Below are 24,939 nucleotides of genomic sequence, written 5' to 3' on the forward strand. Positions count from 1 at the left end.
GATTAAGCCAGAATCAGTTGCTTTCCAACATATTAATAATCTGGTTAGCAACCACTTTGGCACTTTGGTCGTCAGTGCGAATCGTCACATCAGCAATCTCTTCATAAAGAGGATTGCGTTCTTGAGCTAAGGCTTCAAGAACTTCACGCGGTGGAGTCTCAACTTGCAGTAATGGGCGCTTTTTATCACGCTGAGTACGGGCAAGCTGTTTTTCAATTGTGGTTTCAAGATACACCACAACTCCACGGGCGGAGAGACGGTTACGGGTCTCACGAGACTTCACAGAGCCGCCGCCAGTTGCCAGCACAATGCCCTGTTTTTCAGTGAGTTCGTTGATGATTTTTTCTTCGCGATCGCGGAAGCCGTCTTCGCCTTCAACGTCGAATACCCAGCCCACATCAGCTCCGGTACGTTTCTCAATCTCTTGATCAGAATCGAAAAATTCCATATTGAGTTGCTGAGCTAACTGACGCCCAATAGTGCTTTTGCCGGCACCCATAGGCCCAACCAGAAAGATATTGCGTTTCTCTGCCATTTTTTCGGTACTACTAAGACAATTCGTTGATGATAAACCCGCCCTGTTAAAACCAGGTGCAGCGGGACATGAACTGAAACCTCATAAGCGATAGTGCGAGAGTCAGACTGAAAATTATCTCAATACTCAAGGTGGTTTGGCAACCGATTATATTCCCCAGCGTTCTCATGAAGGAGAAAATGCATAAATCAGGGTTATCTGTCACAAACTTGAGCGTCTGGGCTCTCGAAACGGTACACCTTGTAAGCTAATTCCTCTCTGCCGTCAAACACCTGGGCATCGTTTCAAAGAAAAACTCAGCGCTGATGAAAGAAAACACTACGGAATCGGGATAAGTCTGGGCGTAATAAAGACAACTAATTCGCGGCGCTGGTGATTTTTTGCGTCGTGGCGAAACAGGCTACCCACCAACGGTATTGAGCCGAGAATGGGAACACTATCGCTGCTGTCTTTGTTATGTTGCTGGAAAATCCCACCCAGTGCGAGGGTTTCACCATTTTTCACCGCAACCACCGTTTCTATCTCCTGTTTATCTATCGCCAGCACTTCGCCATCCGCTTGCTGAATACTTCTCCCCGGCATGTTTTGGCTGATGCGCAATTTTAAGCGAATGTTTCCATGGGGCTGAATCGTGGGTGTCACTTCCATCCCCAGAACAGCTTCTTTAAACTCGATGGACGTCGCCCCACTTTCTCCGCTGGAAACCTGATAGGGAATTTCAGTGCCTTGTTTGATGCTTGCGGGTTGTTGATGAGCCGCCATCAAACGCGGGCTGGCGATGATGTCTAATTGCTGTTGCTGTTCCAGAGCCGATAACTCAAGTTCCAGCAAACGCCCGTCGATGCGGGCAATATTAAACCCGACTTTTGTAGATGCATTACTCACTGAAAGATCCGCCGAAATTCCCGTCGGCTGGTAGAGCTTGCTGTCACCGGTTTGCTCTGCCGCAGACCACTTCACGCCCAGTTCACGAAGCTTGTCCTGATTAATAGTGACGATATGGGCTTCGATTTCGACTTGCCCTATCGGTAAGTCCATTTCGCTCATCCAGTCTGCGACCTGCTTCAGTACCGTCTTGTTGTCTCTGACAATAAGACGGTTCGTTCGCTTATCAACCGTGATGTTGCCTTGCGGACTCAGGATCTTATTCCCCGATGATTTTAATGCCGCCCAGAGATCCTCAACATCTGCATGATGGGGAGCAAAGACCTGATAGAGCATAGGCTGCTCAAGCACTTGTTGCTTGCGTAATTCTAAAGCCTGCGCTTGCTGCTCGCGTTGCCGGGCTTTTGGCATTACCTGAATGACATTCCCGTCTCGCTGCTGGCTCAATTCCGCAGTATTCAGCACGAGTTGAAATGCCTGCTTCCAGGGCACGTTGATTAAATTAAGCGACAACATCCCTTCAACACCCGGCGCAATGAGGAGATTGATATTTTGGTGCTCAGCCAACGCCTGTAAAACTTGCGCGACCGGCGCGTTGTCCAGTATCAGAGAAACACCTTTATCGGCCCGGCTTGTGAATGGCAGTAGCAGCGCCAGCAGCATTACTCGTATCCATGGCATGATTTTTTCCTTTTATTTCCCAACGATAAGTTGCGGGCTGGCAGGTAGGGTCAATTTTTGCCGACACCCCCGCTTCATTCACACTTTCAATTCGCACACCTGGTACGAGCTCAGTATTGACTTTGATTCGACGCCCGATTCCTTGAGGGCTCAGCATCAGCGCCGTATTTGTAACTGCAGAGCCAATCACTCCTTGCAACATCCAGCCCGCAAGTTGTGCGGTTAATTTTTCACAAGGAGAAACCTGCGGCAGAAAAGGGTTTGCAGGCATCGCGTGTGCGCAAGACATCACAATGAATAAGCCCAACCACACGCTACGGTTCATCAGCAAACTCCATTGCCAGAACAAGTTTGAGTAATTCCCCTTGTGCCGTGATGGTGAATGAGTGACCGGCCACGACACGATACTCAGCGAGGCGGGAAAACGATTCTGGCAATTTTTCCCATGGCAACAGCATTTCCAGAGTTCCTTGCTTCACGTCTGGCTGCCATTTCAATAGTTTTCCCTGAGCTTGCCCAACAAACTCCGCCACAGAAAAAAAGGGAGCATTTGACGGCTCAAGCGGCGTACTGAGCGGTGTCAGTTTGCCTATTTTGTGGCGCACATCTGTCAGTTGCTGGCTCGTTAGCTCATTGCCCTTTTGCAATTGCTGCAACAAAGAATATTGCGGACGGATGAGGCATAACCACGCCACGAGTGCGACTAGCGCGCCTATCGCAATAACTGAAACGATGCGCAGCCAAACGCCCGCGCTAAACCAGCGTTCAATTAGCCAGAACATTCGCCACCTCGGACAACGTTAAAGTGAAAACAAAGTTCATCCCTCCCTGCGCTTCGTACTGAACTGCTCCGGTACGAACCGTGGTAACACCCGCAAGCTGAGTCAGCTCCTTTTCCAGGGCCTGCACGTCGTCCAAAAAACCTGCATGCCCTTTGATAACGAACTGATTTTTTTGCAGCGTTAATGTAGACAACCACACGCCGGGAGGTAAAAAGTCAGCCAACTGTATTAATCGTCCATCCCAGACCTGAATTGCCCGCTGTTGCTGTACACGGGTTTGCTGTAATTGCAGCAATTTTTGATTATGTGCCTGCTCTAGCAACCGCTTCTGGTAGATGTTTTTTAATGCGGGCAACATGTTGCCCAGATACTCTTTATTCACCTGCTGTTGGCTAATTTCCCAGGCTGAAAATTGCCTCACGCAAGCGACGAGTAGCGGGGTGATGATTAAAATCAGCACCAGCCATGCTCCCCAGCGTTGAGCGCGTTGTTGACGCTGCCTCTGACGCCAGGGGAGTAAGTTAATGAGCGGCTTCATCTGCACAACCCGCCGATGGCAAGCCCAATGGCTACCGTAAATACCCCTCCATGGCGCGGTAATGGGGGCTGTAAACGTGACAACGCTTGCCACGCATCCATAATCATTGCACCAGGCGGGAGTGGTTCAGGCTGTGTATGACTCAAAGCGATAAACTGTGGCTCGGTGTTGAGTTGCTGACACAAATCTAAAATCGTCGGGACGGCATCCGTATCGGCCCACCCCCAACGCGGCATCACCTCTGTCGAGGCCCACAGCCAGTGGTTGTGCTCACGATGGACAAGATAATGGCATTTCTCCAGATGGCACGGCGTAATGAGCGCCGGCAATGCACTGGCTCCGGGGGTTAACGTTGCGGGGAAGAGCCGTAACTGCGCTAAGCTCTTTAGCAATAACGCGACATCTGTCTGCCGAGCAGCAACAATCACATGCGCGTCTGCAACATCTTGTGACGCTAAATAATCCCAACACAATTGGGCTGGGGACATTTGTAACTGGCGGGCGGTTGCTGAGGCGATATAGGCTTCGCTTGCGGGTTCGCTAAGGCGTGTATCGGGGATTGGAACCGGGCGTTGCAACGTTCGTTGGGTAGGAAAAGAGACGCGTAATTGATGGCGCAACGGTAATTCTTTTCGCCACGCTGACAAGACGTTAGTCAGCGCTTGGGTATTAATTAACAAACCGTCACGAAAGGTGGCTTCGGGTAGTGAAAATTGCCACCAGTGCCGAAGCTGCCATCCTTGCCGTTGGCGCTGTACCGCCACAGCACGAATACTTTCATGTTGAATATCCAGGCCAATTTGCCAGGTTGTGAACACCATGTTTACGATCTCCTTATCGCCGGTTACGGAAAATGCCATACCAATGCCACTGGCTTGCCTTTATACTACCGCGCGGTTGTTTATAAACTGCCCAATGGAAACGTAATGGGAAATTTAAGGTGAAGTTCGTAAAGTATTTATTAATCCTTGCAGTGTGTTGCATTCTGCTGGGAGCAGGCTCGATCTTCGGGCTCTACAAATTTATTGAGCCGCAATTGCCTGATGTCGCCACGCTTAAAGATGTGCGACTCCAGATTCCAATGCAGGTTTATAGCGCTGATGGCGAGCTAATCGCTCAATACGGTGAGAAACGTCGTATTCCGGTAACGCTCGAACAAATTCCACCAGTGATGGTGAAAGCGTTCATTGCGACCGAAGACAGCCGTTTCTACGAACACCATGGCGTTGACCCGGTCGGGATTTTCCGCGCCGCCAGTGTGGCTCTGTTTTCAGGCCATGCCTCGCAGGGTGCAAGTACCATCACGCAGCAGCTGGCTCGTAACTTCTTCTTAAGCCCTGAACGCACGCTGATGCGCAAGATTAAGGAAGTGTTCCTTGCGATTCGTATTGAACAGCTACTGACCAAAGACGAAATCCTCGAGTTATACCTCAACAAGATTTATCTCGGTTATCGCGCTTATGGCGTGGGTGCCGCAGCACAAGTCTATTTTGGTAAGTCCGTTGATCAACTGACACTCAGTGAAATGGCGGTGATTGCCGGTTTGCCAAAAGCGCCGTCAACATTCAACCCGCTTTACTCGATGGATAGAGCGACTTCCCGCCGTAATGTGGTGCTTTCGCGCATGTTGAGCGAAAACTACATTACCCAGGCGCAATATGACGAAGCGCGTAATCAGCCAATCGACGCGAATTATCACGCCCCAGAAATCGCGTTTTCTGCGCCGTATCTTTCTGAATTAGTGCGCCAGGATATGGTCGCCAAATACGGAGAGAAGGCTTACGAAGATGGTTACAAGGTTTACACCACCATCACCCGTAAGACGCAGCAAGCCGCACAACAAGCTGTTCGTAACAACGTTATGGCTTATGACATGCGCCACGGTTATCGCGGCCCGTCAAATGTGTTGTGGAAAGTGGGCGAAACGCCGTGGGACAAAACCAAGATTGTCGATTCATTAAAGAACCTGCCCGTTTATGGTCCTTTATTCCCAGCCGTGATTACCCAGACGTCACCTACTGAAGCGACGGCATTACTGGCCGATGGCAGTGCTGTTGCCCTGAATATGGAAGGTATGCGCTGGGCACGACCGTACCGCTCTGATACCGCACAAGGCCCAACGCCACGCAAAGTGACGGACGTGGTGCAAGCCGGTCAGCAAGTGTGGGTGCGCAAAGTTGACGAAAACTGGTGGCTTGGGCAAGTCCCGGACGTAAACTCTGCCCTTGTTTCTATTAACCCGCATGACGGTGCCGTTGTGGCGCTGGTGGGCGGTTTTGACTTCAACCAGAGCAAGTTTAACCGCGCCACACAAGCATTGCGCCAGGTTGGCTCCAACATCAAACCGTTCCTGTATACCGCAGCCATGGACAAAGGTTTGACGCTGGCGAGCGTGCTCAATGATGTGCCGATTTCCCGCTGGGATGCCGGTGCCGGTTCCGACTGGCGTCCGAAAAACTCGCCACCGGAATATGCAGGCCCAATCAGATTACGCCAGGGCCTTGGCCAGTCTAAAAACGTTGTGATGGTGCGTGCGATGCGTGCGATGGGTGTTGATTACGCGGCGGAATACCTGCAACGCTTTGGTTTCCCTGCACAAAACATCGTGCATACCGAGTCCCTCGCCTTAGGTTCAGCATCATTCACACCGATGCAGGTCGCGCGCGGATACTCGGTCATGGCTAACGGCGGTTTCCTGGTTGACCCTTATTACATCTCAAAAATTGAGAATGAAATTGGCGGCACCATCTTTGAAGCGAAACCGAAAATCGCCTGCGCAGATTGTGATATCCCAGTGATTTACGGCGAAACGCAGAAGTCTAATGTTCTGGAAAATAAGGATGTTGAAGACGTCGCGCAGTCTCAGGAAACACAGAATGCCAGCGTTCCAATGCCGAAGCTTGAACAAGCTAACAGTGAGCTGGTTGCCCAAAGCAGCCCGCCGGAGTATGCACCACATGTCATCAACACGCCGCTGGCGTTCCTGATTAAAAGTGCGCTTAACTCGAATATCTACGGCGAGCCAGGTTGGCAAGGCACCGGCTGGCGTGCTGGACGTGACCTCAAGCGTAATGATATTGGTGGCAAAACCGGTACTACTAACAGCTCGAAAGATGCCTGGTTCTCAGGCTATGGGCCTGGTGTTGTGACGTCGGTATGGATTGGCTTTGACGATCATCGCCGTGACCTTGGACGTACCTCCGCATCAGGCGCAATCAAAGATCAGATCTCAGGTTACGAAGGTGGCGCGAAGAGTGCTCAACCCGCGTGGGATGATTTCATGAAAGCGGCTCTGGAGGGTGTACCAGAAGAACCATTAACTCCACCGCCAGGTATCGTCACGGTAAATATTGACCGTTATACCGGGCAGTTGGCGAATGGCGGAAGTAGTCGTCCTGAGTTCTTTATTGAGGGCACCCAACCGACGCAGCAGGCGGTGCATGAAGTGGGAACCACGATAATTGATAACGGCGAAAGCCACGAGTTGTTTTAGAACGAGACGTCACCCGCCTCAAATGGGGCGGGTGAGTTAAAAAGGTTTTACAAACGCCCCTGCTCTTTCAGCCATTCCCGCACCAGGAAGAGCGCACTGACATTTCGCGCCTCGCTAAAATCTTCTTCATTCAGCAAATCGAGCAGTGATTCCAGCGGCCAGCGCACTTGCGGCAACTCTTCCGGCTCATCGCCTTCCAGAGATTCAGCATAGAGATCTTCCGCAATCACGATATTCATTTTGCTCGAGAAATAAGACGGCGCCATAGTCAGCTTTTTCAGGAACGTTAACTGATTAGCCCCAAAGCCCACTTCTTCTTTCAGCTCTCGGTTAGCCGCTTCAAAAACTGTCTCACCCGGATCGATTAATCCTTTAGAAAAACCGAGCTCATAAGATTCCGTTCCAACCGCGTATTCGCGAATCAAAATCAAATGATTATCAACGATAGGGACTATCATTACAGCTTCGCGCGCGGACGGGCGCATGCGCTCGTAGACACGGCGCACACCGTTGCTGAATTCCAGGTCCACCGTTTCGACATTAAACAGCCGTGAACGGGCCACGGTTTCAACATGTAAAATGGTCGGTTTTTGTAATGGTTTGCTCATCGTGAACGGGGCTAACAGTAAATGCAGGTGCACCATTGTGCGTTATGCCACATATCTCACGCAACGGACATTGGTTATTATTTACATTTCTGCAACTTTAAGTGATTTTTTAAGACCTCTGTTACCTGTCAATAGCCAGCAAATGAAATAGGAATTTGCTGATATTTCTCGCAAAGTCGCTTTGCTAACATTATGTTACAGCAGCCTATATACATAAAAATCCCTCAAGTTTGAGGTCAGGTCTGCCGATAATGATTTTTACGCCCGTATGCTGTAAGGGGTGCAACTTGCTGCGTTTTAATAAGAAAACGAGTGTTTGATGGGGAAGGCATGAGCACCTTATTACTTCTTTTAGCTGCTATGCTGGCCTGCATCTTAATTGCGGGGTGGCTTGTATGGCGCAGCCTGCGCTTACGCGCTCGTTTATCACAAACCCAATCATTTAGTGGTGCAACTTCTCGGAAGTTGACCGCTGATGAACGCGCCGCAGTTGAAAACTATATTGAATCCTTAGCACGCACGCAAAATATCGTGGGGCCTTCTGGCGCCAGTGCGGCACCCGCAAAGCTGGTTCTTAACTCCCTCAGTAACACGGCACTTTCTCTTACTCGCTCTATTACCCGTTATGGTTTATCCACAGATGACCCCAACAAGTGGCGCTATTACCTTGATTCTATAGAGGTTCACCTTCCGCCATTCTGGGAGCAGTACATTACCAACGATAACTACGTTGAGTTAATTCGTACTGAAACCATGCCACTGGTTATCTCCCTGAACGGGCACACGCTTATTGACTACAGCAGTGAAAACCGTGGCTTCGCCCTGGAACAAGACCCACACACTCAGGCTTCGATTCGCGGTGAAGAAAGCGAACAAATAGAGCTATTGAATATCCGCCAGGAGACACCAGAAGAGTATGCACTAAGCCGCCCCGATGGCTTACGTGAAGCGATTCTGATTTGTGTGGCTTTCATCATGCTGTTTTTGTGTCTGGTGACGCCTCCGGTCGTTTTGCCCTGGTTAGTGGGCGGCGCATTTATGCTGCTGGCAGCAAGCCTTTGGGGTCTGTTTGCTCCGCCTGCCAAAAATACGTTGCGTGAAGTCCACTGTTTACGCGGCACGCCTAAGCGCTGGGGGCTGTTTGGCGAGTCGAATCAGGATCAAATCAACAATATTTCATTAGGGATCATTGACCTGATTTACCCTGCTCACTGGCAGCCTTATGTGGCTCAGGATCTCGGGCAGAAAACGGATATCGACATTTATCTTGATCGGAATGTGCTCCGCCAGGGGCGCTTCTTATCGCTGCATGACGAAGTGCGCAACTTCCCTATCCAGCATTGGGTACGCAACCTGGTGATTGCAAGCGGGAGCTTAATCGTTCTGCTGATGCTGACTATTTGGGTGCCGCTGGAAATGCCGTTAAAACTGAGCATCTCCTGGTTGAAAGGTGCACAAACCATTGAAGCCACCACTGTCGAAGACCTGAATAAAACGGCGCTGCGGGTTGGCGACACGCTGAAAGTTAACGGCACTGGCATGTGCAACATTCATACTCCAGGCAATTACATCACGCGGCAAACTTACCCATTTACGCCGTTCGATTGCTCGCAAATTATCTGGAACACCGCGCAGTCTTTACCGGTGCCTGAATCAGATATCATGGATAAAGCCACCGCGCTGACTCAGGCCGTCAGTGGGCAAATCCATCCGCAGACCAGTGAAGATTCAAAGGTGAACCCGCAATTACGCGATGCCATTCAGAAATCAGGCATGGTGTTACTGGATGATTTTGCCGGAATTGTATTGAAAACACAGGCGCTGTGTACCGCAGCAGACGAATGTGTACGTCTGAAAAATGCGCTGGTAAACCTTGGGAATACAAAAGATTGGGATGCACTCACCAAAAAGGCTGATTCAGGAAAACTCACTGGCGTGAATGTTTTGCTGCGCCCGGTCAGTGCTGAGTCGCTTGATAACCTGGTCACCACGTCTACGGCTCCCTTCTTTATCCGTGAAACGGCTCGCGCGGCACAAGCGTTGAACAGCCCCGCCCCTGCCGGGTACGTGATTATCAACGATGAAGGCAGCGATATGGTAGACCAGCCGCTCCCGCCAGTTCCGTTATATGACATTCCGGCACAAGAACAATGGGGTGAGTTTCAGCGTCTGGCCGAAATGCTCCTGAAAACGCCATTTAGCGCCGAAGGAATTATTACCGGTATTAAACAAGATGCGAACGGCACACAACATATCACGCTGCACAAAATCCCGGACAGCAGCAGTCTGTGGCGCTACATCAGCACTACATTGCTGCTCATCTGTATGATTGCTTGCCTGTTGATCAATGGAGTGCTGGCGATTCGCCGCTTCCGCCGCAGCCGCAGCCGCCTGGCGCAAATCCAGCAGTACTATGATAACTGCATGAATCCCTCGTTAACGACGATCTCCACCGTTCGCCCGCTGTTCTAAACTTCACGCGGCAGGTTGTGCTAACCTGTCGCGCAGTTTCCTCTAATCAGGCCTGAACCTATGCATATTGATATTGCCTGGCAAGATGTCGATACCGTATTGCTCGATATGGACGGCACATTGCTGGATCTCGCGTTCGATAATCACTTCTGGCAAAAACTGGTGCCGCAAACAGTCAGTGAACGAAGAAATATTCCACTGGATGAAGCGCACCAGCTGATAGCCCGCGAATATCACGCCGTGCAACATACGCTAAACTGGTACTGTCTGGATTACTGGAGTGAGCGTCTGGGTTTGGATATTTGTGCGATGACCACGGCGGCTGGGGCAAACGCGGTGCTACGTGAAGACACCGTCCCGTTCCTGGATGCCCTGAAAGCCTGCGGTAAGCGGCGGATATTACTCACGAACGCCCATCCACATAATCTGGCGGTCAAACTGGAGCACACCGGTTTAGCTCAGCACCTTGATTTATTACTTTCCACCCACACATTTGGTTATCCGAAAGAAGATCAGCGGTTGTGGCAAGGTGTTGCCGAGCATACCGGACTGGAACCGGCCAGAACGCTATTTATAGATGATAGCGAACCGATTCTTGATTCCGCTGCGAAGTTTGGCATTCGATATTGCCTGGGTGTCACCAATCCAGATTCCGGCCAGGAAGACAAAATCTATCACCGCCATCCGGCATTGAATGACTACCGCCATCTACTCCCGAAGTTGATGTTTAAGGAGTCGTGATGAAAGAGAAAGCGTCTGAAGGTGTGCGTCTCGACAAATGGCTGTGGGCGGCGCGTTTTTATAAAACACGAGCCATCGCCCGGGAAATGGTTGAAGGCGGCAAGGTGCATTACAACGGGCAACGCAGCAAACCGAGTAAGCTCGTTGAGCTAAACGCGATGCTGACGTTACGCCAGGGGAATGACGAGAAAACCGTCAAAGTTCTGGCCGTGACCGAGCAACGTCGCCCCGCTACCGATGCCTCGCAGCTGTATGAAGAGACCGCGGAAAGTATCACTAAAAGGGAGAAAGTGGCGCTGGCGCGCAAAATGAATGCGCTGACAATGCCCCACCCCGACCGTCGCCCTGATAAAAAAGAGCGGCGCGATTTGATGAAATTTAAACATGGTGGCAACGAATAGACCCAATAGATTTCGAGATGCAGGAAGGCGGCTTACGCATCTGCAACTTGAAAGATGAAGGGTATAGCGGCCATCTGAATGAGAGAAAATTATGATCCAACACGACCAACTGCACCGTTATTTGTTTGAAAACTTCGCCGTCCGCGGTGAGCTGGTAACGGTTTCCGAGACCTGGAAACAGATCATGGAAAACCATGATTACCCGGCACCGGTGAAAAATATTCTCGGTGAATTGCTGGTCGCAACCAGCCTGCTGACCGCAACCCTCAAGTTTGATGGCGATATTACCGTGCAATTACAAGGTGATGGCCCGATGACTCTCGCGGTGATCAACGGTAACAATAACCAGCAAATGCGTGGCGTCGCGCGTTTTAAAGGTGAAATCCCTGCCGATGCGGACCTGAAAACTCTGGTGGGCAATGGCTACCTGGTTATCACCATCACGCCAGCTCAAGGTGAGCGCTATCAGGGTGTGGTTGGGCTTGAAGGCGATACGCTCGCGGCATGTCTGGAAGATTACTTCTTACGTTCCGAGCAGTTACCAACGCGTCTGTTTATCCGTACTGGCGACGTAGATGGCCAACCCGCCGCTGGCGGCATGTTGTTACAAGTCCTGCCAGCTCAAGATGCGCAGGCCGATGATTTCAATCATCTCGCAGCGTTAACTGAAACCATCAAGGCTGAAGAACTGCTGACTTTACCGGCCAACGATGTGCTGTGGCGTTTGTACCACGAAGAAGAAGTGACACTTTACGATCCGCAAAACGTCGAGTTTAAGTGCACTTGTTCCCGCGAACGTTGTGCCGATGCACTGAGAACGCTGCCTGATGAAGAAGTAGATAGCATCATTGCTGAAGAAGGCGAAATCGACATGAACTGCGACTACTGTGGCAATCACTACGTGTTCAACTCTATGGACATCGCTGAAATCCGCAGCAACGCCTCCCCAGCCGATCCGCAGGTGCATTAATCTTCGTTCCCTTACTTTCGCTTTCTCCCTCTCCTGCGGGAGAGGGCTGGGGTGAGGGCATTTTGAAAAAGATAAATTTCACGGTTTGCATACGAATGCGCTCTCGCTCACACCTCGTCCGTTAATCGCACTATTTTTTAACATATTCAGAATATTTTCCCTGCCTCATTAGCATTTCCTGCCATACTCTCACCCCGTTGTGACTCGCTTCACAGCGTTTTCCGCTATATGGATTTGGGTGGATACTCAAATCTATGATAGGTGTCGCGGTTAACAACCAATAAACAACCCTACAATCTCAAGCAGTACAAATTGGCTAAGGAGCAGTGAAATGCGAGTTAAAGGCATAACAGCGCAAGATCTCAAGGCTTATGGTATTCATGATGTAAGCGAAGTCATTTACAACCCCGATTACGACACCTTGTATCATGAAGAGCTAAATCCCAATCTGGAAGGTTTTGAGCGCGGCGTAGAAACAAACCTCGGTGCAATTGCTGTTGATACCGGTATCTTTACCGGCCGTTCCCCAAAAGATAAATACATCGTCCGCGACGACACAACCCGCGATACGCTGTGGTGGGCGGATAATGGCAAAGGCAAAAACGACAATAAACCGCTGAGTGAAGAAACCTGGCAGCATCTGAAAGGACTCGTCACCAACCAACTCTCTGGCAAACGCCTCTTTATTATTGATGCTTTCTGCGGCGCGAATGCTGATACCCGTCTCTCGGTGCGTTTTATTACCGAAGTGGCCTGGCAGGCTCATTTCGTTAAGAACATGTTTATCCGTCCAACTGACGAAGAGCTGGAAATATTCGAAGCTGATTTCGTGGTGATGAATGGCGCGAAATGCACCAACCCACAATGGAAAGAGCAGGGTCTGAATTCTGAAAACTTCATCGCCTTTAACCTGACCGAGCGCGTGCAATTAATTGGCGGCACCTGGTACGGCGGTGAAATGAAGAAAGGGATGTTCTCTATCATGAACTACCTGCTGCCGCTCAGAGGCATTGCTTCCATGCACTGTTCGGCAAACGTCGGCGAAAAAGATGATGTCGCCGTGTTCTTTGGTTTGTCTGGCACGGGCAAAACCACGCTTTCTACCGATCCAAAGCGCCGCCTGATTGGCGATGACGAACACGGATGGGACGACGACGGAGTGTTCAATTTCGAAGGCGGCTGCTACGCGAAAACCATTCGTTTATCCAAAGAAGCCGAGCCGGAAATCTTTAATGCGATTCGCCGCGATGCGTTGCTGGAAAACGTCACTGTTCGCGCCGATGGTTCCATCGACTTTGATGACGGCTCTAAAACTGAAAACACGCGTGTCTCCTACCCGATTTACCATATTGAAAACATCGTTAAACCGGTTTCTAAAGCTGGCCACGCCAACAAAGTTATCTTCCTTACCGCTGATGCTTTCGGTGTTTTACCCCCGGTTTCACGCCTGACGGCAAACCAAACGCAGTACCACTTCCTGTCTGGCTTTACCGCCAAACTTGCAGGTACTGAGCGTGGCATTACCGAACCGACGCCAACTTTCTCTTCTTGTTTTGGTGCGGCATTCTTGTCTCTGCACCCGACGCAATACGCAGAAGTGCTGGTGAAACGCATGCAGGCTGCGGGTGCTCAGGCGTATCTGGTTAACACCGGCTGGAACGGCACCGGCAAACGTATCTCCATAAAAGATACGCGTGCAATTATTGATGCGATTTTGGATGGTTCTCTGGACGATACAGAAACGTTCACATTGCCAATCTTTGGCCTTGCAGTGCCGACAGCACTGGCAGGTGTTGACGAAAACATTCTGGATCCGCGTAAGACTTACGCAACTCCTGAGCAATGGCAGGAAAAGTCAGAGCAACTGGCTAAGTTGTTTATCGAAAACTTCGAGAAATACACCGACACCCCAGCGGGTGCTGCGCTTGTGAGTGCAGGGCCGAAGATCTAATTTTCGAATAGCGAACGAGTTTATAAGGTGGATTAGCGCAAGTGACATCCACCCTCTACGCTAACCCAACGGACAAAAAAGCGAACCCCAAGAGGTTCGCTTTTTCTTTATCACTCAGCTTTCTTTAATCTGGCTGAAAGTTTTGTTCATCGGTAACGGCAAATAAGCCCTTATCCGCAAACCGCCCCGCTCGCTAACGCCGATATCCAACAGGCCGTTATGGTTGTCGATAATACGTTGTACGATTGCCAACCCCAAACCGGTACCGCTGGTAGTTCGCGCACTGTCGCCGCGCACAAACGGCTGGAACAGGTGTTTAAGCTGCTCAGGCTTAATGCCCGGGCCGTCATCTTCGACCTGGAACCAGGCACGGTTAAACTCTCCGCCACTGCTGACTTTAATCCAGCCATTTCCATAACGCGCAGCATTCACCACCATATTGGCGACGGCTCGTTTAATGGACAGCGGATGGATATTCACCAGTAATTCGCCTGCTTGAAGATCGGTTTCAATCTCCCGCTCGTAACCGCTTTCTGCAGCCACCACTTCACCCAACACACTGTTGAGATCGGCAGTTTCCAGTGGCATCTCTTGCCCGGTACGCAGGTAATCGATGAACTGTTCGATTATTGCATTACACTCTTCGATATCTTTATTAATCGACTCAGAGAGATAACCATCTTCTTCACTCATCATCTCTGTTGCCAGACGAATACGAGTGAGCGGCGTACGCAAATCGTGGCTGACACCCGCCATTAACAGCGTGCGGTCATCGGCCAGTTGCTTCACACCAGCGGCCATATGGTTGAAGGCGCGGGTAACTGAACGCACCTCCGAGGCACCATATTCACGAAGCGGCGGTGGAATAATCCCTTTACCGACCTGCAACGCGGCGTGCTCAAGGTCAACCAAGGGTCGGTTTTGTATTCGAATAAACAACCACGCGCCGCCTATCGCCAGCAGCATTATCGCAAGCGTATAGCGGAACAGTGGTGAGAAGTCGCCCTGGTGAATTTCAGTCAGAGGAACGCGAACCCAAATATTCGGTGAAAGCCACGTCTTCAGCCACACAACCGGCGAGCTTTTGTTAACCTCAACGCGAACTTCGGTTGGGCCACCCAATTGCTGCGCCATTTGATGGCTTAAGAATTCGTAATGCTGAGCCCAGCGTAAACCCGCGTCTTCCGCCGCTTCATTGGAATACAAAGAGATTCCCAACTCACGGTAGATTTCACGCCGAAATGCAGGCGGAACCACCAGTTGCGTCCCATCTTCAAGTTGCAGTTTATCGGTCATCAGCATACGGACTTCGTAAGCCAGTACCTTATTAAACTGTTGCAAACTCGGCAGAATGGCGAAGTTCAACACCACAAGGTAGGTCGTCACCAGGCTGACAAACAGCAAGGTGACGATCAATAACAGCGTGCGGGCAAACGAGCTTCTGGGGGAGAAGCGGACTCGCCTCATGCCTTAGAACCGTCCGGCACGAATACGTAGCCCAGGCCCCATACGGTCTGGATATAGCGTGGATGTGCAGGATCTTCTTCAACCATACGGCGCAGGCGAGAAATCTGTACGTCGATAGAGCGTTCCATCGCACTGTATTCACGGCCACGTGCCAGGTTCATCAGTTTGTCGCGTGATAACGGCTCACGCGGGTGGCTCACCAGCGCTTTTAGTACCGCGAACTCGCCGCTGGTTAACGGCATAGGCTCATCTTCACGGAACATCTCTCGGGTGCCGAGGTTCAGTTTAAACTTACCAAACGCGATAACCGCTTCTTCCTGGGAAGGTGCACCTGGCAGTTCGTTGGCCTGACGGCGCAGAACAGCACGGATACGGGCGAGCAGTTCACGCGGGTTAAACGGTTTTGGAATGTAGTCATCCGCGCCAATTTCCAGCCCTACGATGCGGTCAACTTCTTCGCCTTTCGCAGTAACCATAATGATTGGCATCGGGTTGCTTTGGCTGCGCAGGCGACGGCAGATAGACAAACCATCTTCGCCTGGCAACATCAAATCAAGGACCATCAAGTGGAAGGATTCACGGGTTAGCAGGCGATCCATCTGTTCTGCGTTAGCAACGCTACGGACCTGGAAGCCTTGTTCGGTGAGGTAACGTTCCAGCAGCGCACGCAGGCGCATGTCGTCATCCACGACCAGAATCTTATAATTCTCTTGCATTCTTATACTCCCAAAGGCTCGAACAGTGAGTGCGTATTCTTAAAAAACTGCGGCGTTACGACCAGTCAAATCTGGTATATATTCTAGTCGAAATTGTTACAAAGCATATTAAACAGATGGTTATAGGTACTTTTTAACACAGAATAATGACTTACTTCGCAAATCGACAGGATTGCCATCACCCTGATATTTCGGTTTAAATCATCTTTATTGTTCTACCCATTCAAGGCTTGACGATGAAAACGCCATTAATTACCCGCGAAGGCTATGAAAAGCTCAAACAAGAAAAGGACACCTTGTGGCGTGAAGAACGTCCGGAGGTGACTAAAAAGGTCACCTGGGCCGCAAGTCTTGGCGATCGCAGTGAAAATGCCGACTACCAGTACAACAAAAAACGGCTGCGAGAAATAGATCGAAGAGTGCGATATCTCACGAAATGCCTCGAACAGCTGAAAATTGTCGATTATTCGCCACAACAAGAAGGCAAAGTGTTCTTTGGTGCATGGGTAGAAATTGAAAATGATGACGGAAACCAACTGCGTTTTCGCATCGTCGGCTATGACGAAATTTTTGGCAGCAAAGATTACATTTCTATCGATTCACCTATGGCACGTGCACTGCTGAAAAAAGAAGTGGGCGACCTCGCTATCGTGCAAACACCCGCCGGTGAAGCGCAGTGGTACATCAATGAAATCGAGTATGTGAAATAGCACACAGGCCAGCAACAGAACAGTCCGATTCATCACCTCTCGGGCGCTGTGGCTGGCATTTTCACCCTCCAATCCGTATAACTACACTCTGAAATTTCGACTCAAACAGATGAAAAAACCATGATGAATGATTCACTCTGCCGCATTATTGCCAGCGAGCTTAAGGCCAAAGATGAACAGGTTGAAGCCGCCGTTCGCCTGCTCGATGAAGGGAATACCGTGCCGTTTATTGCACGTTATCGTAAGGAAGTCACTGGCGGTCTGGATGACACGCAACTGCGTCAGCTGGAAACTCGTCTGGGCTATCTGCGCGAATTAGAAGACCGCCGTCAGACAATCCTCAAGTCTATTACCGAACAAGGTAAATTGAGCGACGAGCTTGCCACTGCCATCAATGGCACGCTGAGTAAAACCGAGCTTGAAGACCTCTATTTGCCGTATAAGCAAAAGCGCCGTACTCGCGGGCAAATTGCTATCGAAGCAGGTCTGGAACCGCTGGCCGAACTGTTATGGAACGACCCTTCCCACACGCCAGAAGAAGCCGCTGCAAGTTACGTTGACGCCGACAAAGGCGTTGCTGATACCAAAGCCGCACTGGATGGCGCTCGCTACATTCTGATGGAGCGTTTTGCCGAAGACGCGGCATTGCTCGCAAAAGTGCGTAACTATTTATGGAAGAACGCGCACCTGGTAGCCAATGTTGTTGCGGGTAAAGAGGAGGAAGGCGCGAAATTCCGCGACTACTTCGACCATCACGAACCAATTGCTACCGTCCCGTCACACCGCGCCCTCGCCATGTTCCGTGGTCGTAACGAAGGCATTTTACAGCTCGCGCTAAATGCCGACCCGCAGCACGATGAACCACCTCGCGAAAGCTACTGCGAACAGCTCATTATCGACCACCTCGGCCTGCGCCTGAACAATGCTCCGGCGGATGCCTGGCGCCGTGCCGTGGTGAGCTGGACCTGGCGTATCAAAGTGCTGATGCACCTCGAAACCGAACTGATGGGCACCGTACGTGAACGCGCCGAAGACGAAGCGATTAACGTGTTCGCCCGTAACATGCATGATTTGCTGATGGCCGCCCCTGCTGGCCTGCGTGCGACTATGGGCCTCGATCCGGGCCTGCGTACCGGCGTAAAAGTCGCCGTGGTGGATTCCACCGGCAAACTGGTCGCCACCGATACTATTTATCCGCACACCGGGCAAGCAGCGAAAGCGGCGGTCGCCGTTGCGGCTCTTTGCGAGAAGCACAACGTAGAATTAGTGGCTATCGGCAACGGCACGGCATCGCGTGAAACCGAGCGTTTCTTCCTTGATGTGCAGGCGCAGTTCCCGAAAGTCACCGCGCAGAAAGTGATTGTCAGTGAAGCGGGTGCATCGGTGTATTCAGCATCTGAGCTGGCAGCACTGGAATTCCCGGATCTCGATGTTTCAATTCGTGGCGCAGTGTCGATTGCTCGTCGCCTGCAAGATCCATTGGCAGAGCTGGTGAAAATCGACCCGAAATCTATCGGTGTCGGCCAGTATCAGCACGATGTTAGCCAGTCTCAGTTAGCGAAAAAACTTGATGCCGTAGTCGAAGACTGCGTAAACGCCGTGGGCGTTGATCTGAATACCGCATCTGTCCCGTTGTTAACTCGCGTAGCGGGCTTAACACGCATGATGGCGCAGAACATCGTGAACTGGCGCGACGAAAATGGCCGTTTCCAGAACCGCCAGCAACTGTTGAAAGTCAGTCGTTTAGGGCCGAAAGCGTTCGAGCAATGCGCGGGCTTCCTGCGTATCAACCACGGCGATAACCCGCTGGATGCTTCCACCGTTCACCCGGAAGCGTACCCGATTGTTGAGCGCATTCTGGCGGCAACCGAGCAAGCATTGCAGGATTTAATGGGCAATGGTGAAGCACTACGCGGCCTAAGCCCACGCGATTTCACCGATGAACGTTTTGGTGTGCCAACGGTGACTGACATCATCAAAGAGTTGGAAAAACCAGGCCGTGACCCGCGCCCGGAATTCAAAACCGCGAAGTTTGCTGATGGCGTAGAAACCATGAACGACCTTCAACCTGGCATGGTGCTGGAAGGCGCTGTCACCAACGTGACTAACTTCGGCGCGTTTGTGGATATTGGCGTGCATCAGGATGGCCTGGTCCACATTTCCTCACTTTCCGACAAGTTCATTGACGACCCGCATAAAGTGGTGAAAGCCGGTGATATCGTCAAAGTGAAAGTGATAGAAGTGGATATGTCGCGTAAGCGTATTGCACTGACTATGCGTCTGGATGAGCAACCTGGCGAGTCCAACCGCCGTGGTTCCGCACCACGTGAGCAAACTGAACGCCGCCCGGCACAGCAACAGAAACCACGCGGACGTGATAACGCCAGCAGCAGTAATGCAGGTAACAGTGCGATGGGTGATGCGCTGGCTGCGGCATTTAAAAAGCGCTAATCAGTGATGAAAAAATCCCCCCTCTCCCACTCAATGGCGAGAGGGGGGATTTCCCTGGTTCCCGATTCAGCACAATTTGTTTGTTTTAACCTGGCATGGTCTAAATAACATTTCGTTATCACCCTAACCAGTTCATCCCAATTAGATTAAGTTTGCGGTAGATCAATTTCCGCAACACTTTAAAAACAGCACCAATATTTATCAAATCTGTAACAGATGAAATATCCAGACAACATTAACGAAGGTTAATTAATAAAACTACGCATTTACGAAAAACACAACACACTGTTAATTATTAATTTTTTATAAAAACCTCACCAGGCACCACGAAAAAATAATAAATAACCTCGCTGTGGAAAATAATCTAAACGACTTATTCATCACAAAAATAATTATTGAAGACAGAAACCATTCTCATTATCATTGATTTGTTCGTTATTTCTCCTTTATCCAACGAAAACTCTCGTTAGCATAAATACCAGAGCGCAGCTCTAAGTAGGTCCTATGCAATTCTTGCCAAGTAGTGCGTGGAAAATTACCGGCTTTGCCAGCGAAATTAGCCCGTCATATCGTCAGAAATTATTATCGCTCGGTATGTTGCCCGGCTCTTCATTCAACGTTGTACGTGTCGCGCCATTAGGCGACCCGATTCATATTCAAACACGTCGCGTCAGTCTGGTATTACGCAAAAAAGATCTCGAACTACTGCACGTTGAAGCCATTGCCTGATTGGCGGGGTGAGCGCTCGCGCTCGTTGCTATTTTCTTTAAGTTCACGAAAAAATGAAAAAATTAACTATCGGCTTAATCGGTAACCCTAACTCCGGGAAAACCACGTTATTCAACCAGCTCACCGGCTCACGCCAACGAGTGGGTAACTGGGCGGGCGTTACCGTAGAACGTAAAGAAGGTCAGTTTTCAACGCTGGCACATCAGGTCACATTGGTCGACTTGCCGGGTACTTACTCGCTAACCACCATTTCATCGCAAACTTCTCTGGATGAACAAATTGCCTGTCACTACATTTTGAGTGGTGAAGCAGACTTACTGATAAACGTCGTCGACGCCTCCAACCTTGAGCGCAACCTGTACCTGACGCTGCAATTGCTGGAACTCGGCATTCCGTGTGTCGTCGCGCTTAACATGCTCGACATCGCCGAGAAGCAAGACATTCGTATTGATATTGATGCGCTTGCTGCACGCCTGGGCTGCCCGGTTGTGCCACTGGTTTCGACCCGCGCGCGTGGTATGGAAGGGCTGAAGCTGGCCATCGATCGCCGCCTGCCAAACACGCAGACCGATTTAGTGCTTTACCCACCAAGACTGCTTGAAGAGGCCGACAATCTGGCCGCGCAAATGCCTGCCGATATGTCTGCCCAACAGCGTCGTTGGCTGGCTCTGCAAATGCTGGAAGGTGATATCTATAGCCGTGAATATGCCGGTCACGCCGCCGATAAACTGGATGCCATTCGCGCCCAACTGGCCGAAGAAAACGAAGATCCGGCGCTGCTGATTGCCGACGCGCGTTACCAAACCATTGCCGCGATTTGTGATTCCATCAGCAACAGCCTGACCGCCGAGCCACATCGTTTAACGGCAATGATGGATAAAATCATCCTGAACCGATTCCTCGGTTTGCCTGTTTTCCTGCTGGTGATGTACGTGATGTTCTTGCTGGCGATTAACATCGGCGGCGCATTACAGCCTATTTTCGACGGCGGTTCAGCGGCCATCTTTATCCACGGTATTCAGTGGATTGGCGCCACCCTGCACTTCCCGAGCTGGCTGACGATTTTCTTAGCCCAGGGGATCGGCGGTGGTATCAACACCGTGCTACCACTGGTGCCGCAAATCGGCATGATGTACCTGTTCCTTTCGTTCCTTGAAGACTCCGGTTACATGGCGCGCGCGGCATTCGTTATGGACCGCCTGATGCAATCCCTCGGCTTGCCGGGTAAATCATTCGTGCCATTGATTGTCGGCTTCGGTTGTAACGTGCCGTCGGTAATGGGTGCGCGTACGCTGGATGCCCCGCGTGAACGCCTGATGACCATCATGATGGCGCCGTTTATGTCATGCGGTGCACGTCTGGCGATTTTTGCGGTGTTTGCCGCCGCGTTCTTCGGCCAGGAAGGCGCGTTAGTCGTCTTCTCGCTCTATATTCTCGGCATCGTGATGGCGATTCTTACCGGCCTGATGCTCAAACACACCATCATGCGCGGTGAAGCAACGCCATTTGTGATGGAACTGCCGGTCTATCACGTCCCGCATCTGAAAAGTCTGTTACTGCAAACCTGGCAGCGCCTGAAAGGGTTCGTATTGCGTGCCGGTAAAGTGATCGTGATTGTGAGTATTTTCATTGGCGCACTGAACAGCTTCTCGTTTAGCGGCAAAGAAGTCGACAACATCAACGACTCGGCGCTGGCCTCCGTAAGCCGCGTGCTGACGCCGTTGTTGCAGCCGATTGGTGTCCACGAAGATAACTGGCAAGCGACCGTTGGCCTGTTCACCGGGGCAATGGCAAAAGAAGTGGTTGTCGGTACGTTGAACACGCTATACACCGCTGAAGATATGCACGAAGAACCGTTTGATGCGGCAAGCTTCAGCCTGACCGATGAATTAGGTGCCGCCGCAGGCGAAACCTGGCAGAGTCTGAAAGACACCTTCAGCCTGAGCGTGCTGGCCAACCCAATCGAAGCCAGTAAAGGCGATGGCGAGATGGCAAGCGGTGCGATGGGCGTTATGAGCAGCAAATTTGGCAGCCCGGCTGCGGCCTACAGCTACCTGATTTTTGTTCTGCTCTATATCCCATGTATTTCGGTGATGGGTGCCGTTGCCCGTGAATCCAGCCGTGGCTGGATGATGTTCTCGGTGCTGTGGGGGCTGAACATCGCTTACTCCCTGTCCACGCTTTACTACCAGGCGGTAACGTTCAGCACTCATCCGAAATACAGCCTGGTCTGTATTCTCGCGGTGGTGTTGTTCAACGTGTTGTTGATTGGTGGTTTGCGTAAGGCGCGTAGCCGTGTGGATGTCAGCCTGATGACGACCCGTAAAACAGTCGAAGCGGCCTGCTGTAAAAGCACCGCTGGCGATTGCCACTAAGGAGATGGTATGGCGAGTTTAATTGAGATTCGTGATGCGCTGGCGCTGCAAGGGCGACTGGATGCGACGCAAATTAGCCAACAGCTCGCCACGCCGTTGCCGTTGGTGAACGCCATGCTGAGCCGCCTTGAAGCCATGGGCAAAGCGATGCGTATCACCGAAGATCCGAGTGATTGCCTGACTGGCAGCTGTAAAAGCTGCCCGGAAGGTAAGAAATGTATACGGGAAGTGTGGGCGCTGCGGGCGTAAATGTTATGTAGAGTTGGATGACGCCTAAGGCTTATCCACCCTACAAAACTCTTCAATTACCCGGCAAAATTCCTGCGGGTGCGAAATAAACGGTGCATGGGCCGCTTTCGGGAAAATCACCGCCTCGCTTTGCGGCCAACGTTCATCTAGCAAACCGGCAATTTTGCGCGGTACCAGCCCATCTAAATGCCCATATAAACGCAAGAATGGCACTTCAAGATGGCTCAACGGCTCACGTAAATCTGCCGTTTTCAGGATTTCCAGCCCCCCGTTTAACACCTCCACACTCGGCATCGGTTGCTCGAGAACAACCGCCTTCAGACGGCGAGCGTCCTGGCGTGCGGTTTCCGTGCCCAGAGTTTGCAGCGCAAGAAAACGCTCAACCGTGCGCTGAAAATCTTCACTGAGCTGTTGCTGGAAATTCGCCAGCACTTCAGGTTTGATCCCCGGCCATTCATCGTTTGCAGCAAAACAGGGCGACGAGGCAACCGTGACCAACCCTTTAACGCGCTGCGGATGGCTTAGCGCAATCTGACTGGCCACCAGCCCACCTAAACTCCAGCCCATCCAGATAGCTCGCTCCGGCGCTTGTGCCAATACTTGCGTAGCCATCTCCTCAAGCGTCAGCGCGCCGAAATTCTGGCTGCGGCCATAGCCCGGCAAATCGACAAGATGAAGACGAAAATGCGAGCCGAGTTCCTCGCAAATGCAATGCCACACTTCCGCGTTCAGTCCCCATCCGTGCAGCAGCACAAGATCGTCTTTTCCTTCACCTTTTGTCTGCCACCAAAGCGTGCTCATCAGTTACTGTTCTCATTTTTCTACGCAAGGAAGCGAACATGCTAACAATCCCAGGGCTGTGTTGGCTATGCCAGATGCCTCTCGCATGCGCACATTGGGGCGTTTGTTCATGCTGTGCCAAAGCGTTACCCGCGCCACCGCCGTGCTGTCCGCGCTGTGGATTACCCTGCGCTCACATACATTCACCCTGCGGGCGTTGCCTGCAACAGCCACCCTTCTGGGATTCTATGGTGTTCGTCACGGATTATTGCCTGCCGCTCAATCGGCTCATCCAGCGATTTAAATTTAATGCCACCGTTGCGCTGGCACAGGCTTTGGCACGTTTGTTATTGCTTAAGGTTCTTTCCACAAAACACCAGAAACCCGACTGTATTGTGTCCGTTCCGCTGCATTCAGGCCGCGCCTGGAGTCGTGGATTTAACCAAAGTGATCTGCTGGCAAATCACCTTTCTCGCTGGCTGCAATGTGACTATTTTCCCAAGGGAATCAGCCGAATCCGCGCAACGCAAACCCAGCGTCAGCTCAATGCTCTAAGGCGGCGAAATAACCTTAAAGGTGCTTTCAGGGTTGATTTTCCGGTAGCAGGCCGCCATATAATTATTGTGGATGATGTCGTCACGACGGGCAGTACGGTGGCGGAAATTGCGCGGCTGCTGAAAAAGCAGGGCGCGGCGACTATCCAGGTGTGGTGCCTTTGTCGAACCTTGTAGACCCTCGATGATGGGCGTATTATAACCGACTAAAATAGTCAACTATTGAGCAATCGTTATGATCCGTATTTCCGATACAGCACAATCCCACTTTGCCAAACTGCTGGCAGGTCAGGAAGAAGGGACGCAAATTCGCGTATTCGTCATCAATCCTGGTACTCCAAATGCGGAGTGCGGGGTGTCTTACTGTCCGCCGGATGCGGTAGAAGCGTCAGATACTGCCCTGAAATTCGAGCAGTTGACCGCGTATGTTGATGAACTGAGCGCACCTTATCTTGAAGACGCCGAAATTGATTTTGTTACCGACCAACTCGGCTCACAGCTCACGCTGAAAGCACCAAACGCTAAAATGCGTAAAGTGTCCGACGACGCGCCGCTGATGGAACGCGTTGAATACATGCTGCAAGCGACGGTTAACCCACAGCTGGCAGGCCACGGCGGCCGTGTGACGCTGATGGAAATTACTGACGAAGGTTTTGCAATTCTGCAATTTGGCGGCGGTTGTAACGGCTGTTCAATGGTCGACGTGACCCTGAAAGAAGGCATCGAAAAACAATTGCTGGCAGAGTTCCCGGAACTGAAAGGCGTTCGTGATTTGACCGAACACCAGCGCGGCGAGCACTCGTACTACTGATTGAAATGTCGGATGTCGCTACGCGACATCCGACATTTCT

Annotated in this window: 23 protein-coding genes; 13 read left to right on the forward strand and 10 right to left on the reverse strand. The window is 51.2% G+C overall.

All coding sequences use genetic code 11. The features are described from left to right. Nucleotides 1–13 precede the first annotated feature (13 nt). From aroK to M2371_RS14125, 6 genes are all read right to left on the reverse strand, one after another. Complete coding sequence (gene aroK / locus M2371_RS14100; protein WP_034460280.1) at nt 14–535, reverse strand: shikimate kinase AroK; 522 nt, start codon at nt 533–535, stop codon at nt 14–16. A 318-nt stretch (nt 536–853) separates the two neighbouring features. Further along, nucleotides 854–2,101, reverse strand: coding sequence for a type IV pilus secretin PilQ (gene pilQ / locus M2371_RS14105; protein WP_404979395.1), 1,248 nt, complete (start codon nt 2,099–2,101; stop codon nt 854–856). Continuing rightward, nucleotides 2,040–2,426, reverse strand: a complete 387-nt coding sequence (locus tag M2371_RS14110) for a HofP DNA utilization family protein (protein WP_172893043.1) — start codon at nt 2,424–2,426, stop codon at nt 2,040–2,042. The genes pilQ and M2371_RS14110 overlap by 62 nt, the downstream gene beginning before the upstream one ends. Continuing rightward, nucleotides 2,416–2,883, reverse strand: a complete 468-nt coding sequence (locus tag M2371_RS14115) for a hypothetical protein (protein ID WP_172893042.1) — start codon at nt 2,881–2,883, stop codon at nt 2,416–2,418. The genes M2371_RS14110 and M2371_RS14115 overlap by 11 nt, the downstream gene beginning before the upstream one ends. Continuing rightward, nucleotides 2,867–3,421, reverse strand: coding sequence for a PilN domain-containing protein (locus M2371_RS14120; RefSeq protein ID WP_172893041.1), 555 nt, complete (start codon nt 3,419–3,421; stop codon nt 2,867–2,869). The genes M2371_RS14115 and M2371_RS14120 overlap by 17 nt, the downstream gene beginning before the upstream one ends. After that, on the reverse strand, nt 3,418–4,242 hold the full coding sequence (locus M2371_RS14125; RefSeq protein WP_259267978.1) for a pilus assembly protein: 825 nt from the start codon (nt 4,240–4,242) through the stop codon (nt 3,418–3,420). Before M2371_RS14125 ends, M2371_RS14120 begins: the two co-directional genes overlap by 4 nt. A 119-nt stretch (nt 4,243–4,361) precedes the next feature. On the opposite strand from M2371_RS14125, the gene mrcA reads away from it, so the two are divergent. Next, nucleotides 4,362–6,914 (forward strand): peptidoglycan glycosyltransferase/peptidoglycan DD-transpeptidase MrcA, encoded by a 2,553-nt coding sequence (gene mrcA / locus M2371_RS14130; protein WP_172893039.1) that lies wholly within the window; start codon nt 4,362–4,364, stop codon nt 6,912–6,914. Between the two features lie 47 nt (nt 6,915–6,961). Here the strand turns inward: mrcA and nudE are convergent, their stop codons facing one another. Continuing rightward, nucleotides 6,962–7,522: an ADP compounds hydrolase NudE gene (gene nudE / locus M2371_RS14135; protein ID WP_172893038.1), complete on the reverse strand. Its 561-nt coding sequence runs from the start codon at nt 7,520–7,522 to the stop codon at nt 6,962–6,964. A gap of 330 nt (nt 7,523–7,852) precedes the next feature. Between nudE and M2371_RS14140 the strand changes: the two genes are divergently transcribed. The 5 genes from M2371_RS14140 (at nt 7,853) to pckA (ending at nt 14,057) form a co-directional block, all read left to right on the forward strand. Continuing rightward, a complete protein-coding gene (locus M2371_RS14140; protein WP_259267979.1) occupies nt 7,853–9,994 on the forward strand; it encodes an intracellular growth attenuator family protein in 2,142 nt (713 codons plus the stop codon). Between the two features lie 60 nt (nt 9,995–10,054). Next, entirely contained in the window at nt 10,055–10,735 is a 681-nt protein-coding gene (gene yrfG / locus M2371_RS14145) for a GMP/IMP nucleotidase (RefSeq protein ID WP_172893036.1), read from the forward strand. After that, on the forward strand, nt 10,735–11,136 hold the full coding sequence (gene hslR, locus M2371_RS14150) for a ribosome-associated heat shock protein Hsp15 (RefSeq protein ID WP_172893035.1): 402 nt from the start codon (nt 10,735–10,737) through the stop codon (nt 11,134–11,136). The genes yrfG and hslR overlap by 1 nt, the downstream gene beginning before the upstream one ends. Before the next feature lie 91 nt (nt 11,137–11,227). Then, nucleotides 11,228–12,106, forward strand: a complete 879-nt coding sequence (gene hslO / locus M2371_RS14155) for an Hsp33 family molecular chaperone HslO (RefSeq protein ID WP_259267980.1) — start codon at nt 11,228–11,230, stop codon at nt 12,104–12,106. A 331-nt stretch (nt 12,107–12,437) separates the two neighbouring features. Continuing rightward, a complete protein-coding gene (gene pckA / locus M2371_RS14160; RefSeq protein ID WP_259267981.1) occupies nt 12,438–14,057 on the forward strand; it encodes a phosphoenolpyruvate carboxykinase (ATP) in 1,620 nt (539 codons plus the stop codon). A 114-nt stretch (nt 14,058–14,171) separates the two neighbouring features. On the opposite strand, the gene envZ is transcribed toward pckA, so the two are convergent. Both envZ and ompR read right to left on the reverse strand, forming a co-directional pair. Beyond that, complete coding sequence (gene envZ, locus M2371_RS14165; RefSeq protein WP_259267982.1) at nt 14,172–15,524, reverse strand: two-component system sensor histidine kinase EnvZ; 1,353 nt, start codon at nt 15,522–15,524, stop codon at nt 14,172–14,174. Then, the gene (ompR, locus tag M2371_RS14170) at nt 15,521–16,240 is read right to left on the reverse strand and encodes a two-component system response regulator OmpR (protein ID WP_001157751.1); all 720 of its coding nucleotides are present in this window, start codon (nt 16,238–16,240) and stop codon (nt 15,521–15,523) included. Before ompR ends, envZ begins: the two co-directional genes overlap by 4 nt. A 236-nt stretch (nt 16,241–16,476) precedes the next feature. On the opposite strand from ompR, the gene greB reads away from it, so the two are divergent. The 5 genes from greB (at nt 16,477) to feoC (ending at nt 22,754) form a co-directional block, all read left to right on the forward strand. Further along, nucleotides 16,477–16,950, forward strand: coding sequence for a transcription elongation factor GreB (gene greB / locus M2371_RS14175; protein WP_259267983.1), 474 nt, complete (start codon nt 16,477–16,479; stop codon nt 16,948–16,950). A gap of 120 nt (nt 16,951–17,070) precedes the next feature. Next, nucleotides 17,071–19,401, forward strand: coding sequence for a Tex family protein (locus tag M2371_RS14180; protein ID WP_259267984.1), 2,331 nt, complete (start codon nt 17,071–17,073; stop codon nt 19,399–19,401). 504 nt (nt 19,402–19,905) lie between these two features. Further along, entirely contained in the window at nt 19,906–20,130 is a 225-nt protein-coding gene (feoA, locus tag M2371_RS14185; protein WP_034499160.1) for a ferrous iron transporter A, read from the forward strand. 53 nt (nt 20,131–20,183) lie between these two features. Next, complete coding sequence (gene feoB / locus M2371_RS14190; protein ID WP_259267985.1) at nt 20,184–22,505, forward strand: Fe(2+) transporter permease subunit FeoB; 2,322 nt, start codon at nt 20,184–20,186, stop codon at nt 22,503–22,505. Between the two features lie 9 nt (nt 22,506–22,514). Beyond that, nucleotides 22,515–22,754: a [Fe-S]-dependent transcriptional repressor FeoC gene (feoC, locus tag M2371_RS14195; protein ID WP_172893026.1), complete on the forward strand. Its 240-nt coding sequence runs from the start codon at nt 22,515–22,517 to the stop codon at nt 22,752–22,754. Between the two features lie 24 nt (nt 22,755–22,778). On the opposite strand, the gene bioH is transcribed toward feoC, so the two are convergent. After that, entirely contained in the window at nt 22,779–23,555 is a 777-nt protein-coding gene (gene bioH, locus M2371_RS14200) for a pimeloyl-ACP methyl ester esterase BioH (protein ID WP_259267986.1), read from the reverse strand. A 38-nt stretch (nt 23,556–23,593) separates the two neighbouring features. Between bioH and gntX the strand changes: the two genes are divergently transcribed. Both gntX and nfuA read left to right on the forward strand, forming a co-directional pair. After that, the gene (gntX, locus tag M2371_RS14205; RefSeq protein ID WP_259267987.1) at nt 23,594–24,265 is read left to right on the forward strand and encodes a DNA utilization protein GntX; all 672 of its coding nucleotides are present in this window, start codon (nt 23,594–23,596) and stop codon (nt 24,263–24,265) included. Between the two features lie 58 nt (nt 24,266–24,323). Continuing rightward, nucleotides 24,324–24,899, forward strand: a complete 576-nt coding sequence (gene nfuA / locus M2371_RS14210) for a Fe-S biogenesis protein NfuA (protein WP_034460317.1) — start codon at nt 24,324–24,326, stop codon at nt 24,897–24,899. Nucleotides 24,900–24,939: the final 40 nt, after the last annotated feature.

Source organism: Buttiauxella sp. BIGb0471 (assembly GCF_024807715.1).
GTDB classification, from domain to species: domain Bacteria; phylum Pseudomonadota; class Gammaproteobacteria; order Enterobacterales; family Enterobacteriaceae; genus Buttiauxella; species Buttiauxella agrestis.